Origin of the sequence: Bradyrhizobium sp., from assembly GCF_019242285.1 — a bacterium.
Lineage (GTDB): Bacteria > Pseudomonadota > Alphaproteobacteria > Rhizobiales > Xanthobacteraceae > Bradyrhizobium.
The window spans coordinates 1-3,765 of the sequence record NZ_JAFAVV010000829.1 but is presented as its reverse complement, the minus strand read 5'-3'; the positions used below and the strand labels follow the sequence as shown (position 1 = coordinate 3,765).

Here is a 3,765-nt window from a genome sequence, read left to right as displayed (position 1 = left end):
TCCAGCAGGCTGCCTTCGAGCAACTCGGGTTCGATCCTGTTCGTGTCCAGTAACTGACATGCCGTTCGGAGCAATCATCAAGCTCCGTCAACAACTTGCGCAATTTGTGAGTGAAAACTTCGGCTTAGAGCTTGAAACTCGTATCGCCGAGCTTCAGCGTATCGCCATCATTGACCGCCATGTCGCGTTTCGGCGGCGCATCGAACAACGGAACGCGCTTCGGATTGAACTTCGGATCGTCGAAGGCCGTCCAATCAGTGTCGCTCATCACGACATGGGCGCCAAACTTCTCCTTCAGTAATCAGCGCCGCCATAGTGGTCGCATGGGCGTGGCTGACGATGACGTATTTGATGTCCTCCGGCTTCAGCCCGAGCTTGCGCAGCCCGCCTTCGATGTACTGTTTGGCCTCGTCGGCATTATCGAGCGAGTCGATCACGACGAGGCCGTCCGAGGTCTTCACCGCATAGGAGCTGGTCCAGTAGTTGCCGAGGAAATAGAGCTCGTCCATCACCTGCATCGGCTCGAGCGGCGGTTTCTCCTGCATCGCCTTGTAGGTGTCCATGAAAGACACCGTCGGCTCGGGCGTCGCCGTCTTGCAGAGACCGAATGCGCCCTTCAGGTCGTCTGGGCCGCCTTGGCCGCCAACGCCGTGTGCTGGGTCACTCCGGCGGGCTCTGCCGTCTGGGCGCGGCCGACGTGATGACTGAGCACGATGGTGAGGCCGGCAAGTGCCAGCGCGGACGCGGTCGGACCTTTCATGGGATTTCCTCGGCTCAATTGCTATGGGTGACGGCTGGCTCGGTCGATGTTCGCCTGCCGCTTGTTTGCGCGAAGAGGACGAGGGCCGGATCGCGCCCCGGCCATGCACAGATTCGGTGCTGGCGTCAGGCGTTGCCGCGATCCTCGCGGAACAGGTCGAGCTTCTGCTGCACCGGGCGGTCGGAGAAGGAGAACAGCACCGAGTCGGCGTCGGCCTCGTGGGTGACCCAGTGCCAGCTCGGCACCACGAACAGATCCCGCGGTCCCCATTCGAAGGTCTGCTCGCCGACCCGGCTGCGGCCCTTGCCCTCGATCGCCGCGAAGACGGTGGCGTCGGTTGCGCGATAGCGCGCGGTCTTGAAGCCCTTCGGCAGGAGCTGGATGAAGGTGCCAATGGTCGGCATAGCGAAATCGCCGGTCTCCGGATTCGAGAATTTCAGCTTCAGGCCGTGGCAGGCGTCCCACTCATCGCGCGCCTTGGCCTGCTCCAGCGCTTCGCGCGTGTAGTGATAGGGATAGTTGAAGATCGGCGAAGTCTTCGACGAACGCTTGCCGTCGACCGGCAGCAGATTATGACCGTAGCGCGCAAAGCTGTCGCCGGCAGGCCTGGTGATCTTCTGCTGGTCGTCCTTCGAGCCTTCCGCGAACGAGGCATCGAAGAACTGCACGATCGGGATGTCGAGCCCGTCGAGCCAGAACATCGGCTCACTCGTCTCGTTGGAATGGTCGTGCCAGGTCATCGACGGGGTGATGACGAAGTCGCCAGGTTCCATGGCGGTGCGCTCACCGTCGACGGACGTATAGGCGCCCTTGCCTTCGAGGATGAAACGCAGCGCCGACTGGCTGTGGCGATGCGCCGGCGCGATGTCGCCGGGCATCACCATCTGGATGCCGGCGAACAGCGAGGTCGTGACCTTCGACTGGCCGCGCAGGCCGGGGTTCTCCAGGATCAGCACCCGCCGCTCGGCTTCCTTGGCGGTGATCAGCTTGCCGGCTTCCGTCATGTAGTCGCGGATCATGTCGAACTTCCACAGATGCGGCCGGCAGGCGCTCTTCGGCTCGGGCGTGATGATGTCGCCCATCACGTTCCAGAGCGCGGCGAGATTCTGGCCGTCGATCTTCTGGTAGAACGCCTCGCGCTCTGGCGTCTTCGCCACGACTTCCATCGCCACCTCCCGTCGTTCTTGCTCGATTGACAGCATACTGCCAATACGGCTAGCGTCAATTCGAGCGCTCGAATAAAGTCGAGGGAGGGTTCCGATGAAGCTGCACGGTTATTTCCGCAGCAGCGCGGCCTACCGGGTCCGAATTGCCCTGAATCTGAAGGGGTTGCGCGCCGAGCATCTGCCGCACCATCTGCGCAAGGGAGAGCAGCGCGATCCTGCTTATCTCGCGCTCAACCCGCAGGGGCTGGTGCCGACCCTGGAAGGCGACGCCGGCGAGCTCATCACCCAGTCGCTCGCCATCATCGAATGGCTGGACGAGATTCATCCCGAGTCGCCGCTGTTGCCGAAGGATGCACTCGCCCGCGCCAAGGTCCGCGCTTTCGCCAATGCGATCGCCTGCGACATCCACCCCGTGCAGAATTTGAAGGTGCTGGCGCGGCTGCGCGATCTGGGCGTGGCCGAAGAGCAGGTGACGGGTTGGGCGGCCTGGGTGAACCGCGAGGGGCTTCTCGCTTGCGAGAAGCTGGTCGCGGCCGAGCCGGGGCCGTTCTGCTTCGGGCCGGCGCCGACCATGGCCGACCTCTGCCTGGTGCCGCAGCTCGCCAATGCGCGGCGCTTCGGCGTCGATGTCAGCGCCTTTCCGCGCCTGTTGCGGGCGGAGGCCGCTGCCAAGGTGCTGCCGGCCTTCGCCGATGCCGCCCCGGACAAGCAACCCGATGCAGAATAGGCGCGACAGCGTCACCATGGACGCGGTCTACACCAAGCCGGGCTATCTGTTTCGGCGGATGCAGCAGATCGCCGTCGCGATATTCGTCGAGGAGTGCAAGGCTTTCGAGCTGACGCCGGTGCAATATGCCGCGCTGGTGGCGATCCACTCCCATCCGGGCATCGATGCGACGCGGCTGTCGGCGGTGATCGCCTTCGACCGCTCCACGCTCGGCAACGTGATCGAGCGGCTGGAAGCAAAGCACCTGATCTCCCGCAAGCCTTCGGCGGAAGACAAGCGGGTCAAGCTGTTGCATCTGACGCGGTCGGGTGCGGCGCTGCTGCGCCACATCATGCCGTCGGTCGACCGAGCGCAGGCGCGCATGCTGCAGCCGCTGAAGCCTGCCGATCGCAAGACGCTGCTCGCGCTGCTGGCGCAGCTCGTCGATCTCAACAACGAGGCCTCGCGCGTGCCGTTGCGTGCCGAGGATGCTTTCGAACATCTCGGGAAGGCGAGCGCATGACGGCGCGGGAGAAACCGATCCTGATCGCCGGCGGCGGCATCGGCGGACTGGCCACGGCGCTCGGGCTGGCGCAAAAGGGGTTTCGCTCGATCCTGCTGGAAAAGGCGTCCGCGCTCGGCGAGATCGGCGCCGGCATCCAGCTCGGGCCCAACGCATTTCATGCCTTCGATTATCTCGGCGTCGGCGAGGCCGCGCGCGGCATGGCCGTCTATATCGACCAGCTTCGGCTGATGGATGCGCTCACCGCGGACGAGATTACGCATGTCAATCTCGGCGATGCCTTCCGCACGCGGTTCGGCAACCCCTACGCGGTCGTGCATCGCGGCGACCTGCATGGCGTATTCCTGAAGGCCTGCCGCGACAGCGCGCTGATCGATCTGCGCGTCTCCAGCGAAGTCGTGAGCTACGAGCAGGATGGCTCGTCCGTGACGGCGACTCTCGCCGGCGGCGAGCGCATCACCGGTTCACTGCTGATCGGCGCCGACGGACTATGGTCGAACGTGCGCAAGCAGGTGACGGCCGATGGCCCGCCGCGCGTCTCCGGTCACACCACCTATCGCTCGGTGATCCCGACCGAGCAGATGCCGGAAGATCTGCGCTGGAACGCGGC

General features: G+C 64.4%; 7 protein-coding genes. 3 read left to right on the top strand and 4 right to left on the bottom strand.

Annotated features, from left to right (window positions below):
• Positions 1-124: 124 nt before the first annotated feature.
• The 4 genes from JOY90_RS34125 to gtdA form a co-directional block, all read right to left on the bottom strand.
• Complete coding sequence (locus JOY90_RS34125) at positions 125-268, bottom strand: hypothetical protein (protein WP_291695490.1); 144 nt, start codon at positions 266-268, stop codon at positions 125-127.
• Entirely contained in the window at positions 255-563 is a 309-nt protein-coding gene (locus JOY90_RS34120; protein ID WP_291695489.1) for an MBL fold metallo-hydrolase, read from the bottom strand. Before JOY90_RS34120 ends, JOY90_RS34125 begins: the two co-directional genes overlap by 14 nt.
• A 53-nt stretch (positions 564-616) precedes the next feature.
• Complete coding sequence (locus JOY90_RS34115) at positions 617-760, bottom strand: hypothetical protein (RefSeq protein WP_291695488.1); 144 nt, start codon at positions 758-760, stop codon at positions 617-619.
• 125 nt (positions 761-885) lie between these two features.
• A complete protein-coding gene (gtdA, locus tag JOY90_RS34110; RefSeq protein ID WP_291695487.1) occupies positions 886-1,926 on the bottom strand; it encodes a gentisate 1,2-dioxygenase in 1,041 nt (346 codons plus the stop codon).
• 94 nt (positions 1,927-2,020) lie between these two features.
• On the opposite strand from gtdA, the gene maiA reads away from it, so the two are divergent.
• The 3 genes from maiA to JOY90_RS34095 all read left to right on the top strand — a co-directional run.
• Entirely contained in the window at positions 2,021-2,653 is a 633-nt protein-coding gene (gene maiA, locus JOY90_RS34105; RefSeq protein WP_291695486.1) for a maleylacetoacetate isomerase, read from the top strand.
• Entirely contained in the window at positions 2,643-3,155 is a 513-nt protein-coding gene (locus JOY90_RS34100; RefSeq protein WP_291695485.1) for a MarR family winged helix-turn-helix transcriptional regulator, read from the top strand. The genes maiA and JOY90_RS34100 overlap by 11 nt, the downstream gene beginning before the upstream one ends.
• Positions 3,152-3,765: FAD-dependent monooxygenase (locus JOY90_RS34095; RefSeq protein WP_291695484.1), on the top strand; the 614-nt coding region annotated here is incomplete at its 3' end. The genes JOY90_RS34100 and JOY90_RS34095, both read left to right, overlap by 4 nt.

Coding starts and splice junctions, on each gene's coding strand:
- JOY90_RS34125 (WP_291695490.1), bottom strand. CDS start 268: ATGAGCGACACTGATTGGACGGCCTTCGACGATCCGAAGTTCAATCCG.
- JOY90_RS34120 (WP_291695489.1), bottom strand. CDS start 563: ATGGACACCTACAAGGCGATGCAGGAGAAACCGCCGCTCGAGCCGATG.
- JOY90_RS34115 (WP_291695488.1), bottom strand. CDS start 760: ATGAAAGGTCCGACCGCGTCCGCGCTGGCACTTGCCGGCCTCACCATC.
- gtdA (WP_291695487.1), bottom strand. CDS start 1,926: ATGGAAGTCGTGGCGAAGACGCCAGAGCGCGAGGCGTTCTACCAGAAG.
- maiA (WP_291695486.1), top strand. CDS start 2,021: ATGAAGCTGCACGGTTATTTCCGCAGCAGCGCGGCCTACCGGGTCCGA.
- JOY90_RS34100 (WP_291695485.1), top strand. CDS start 2,643: ATGCAGAATAGGCGCGACAGCGTCACCATGGACGCGGTCTACACCAAG.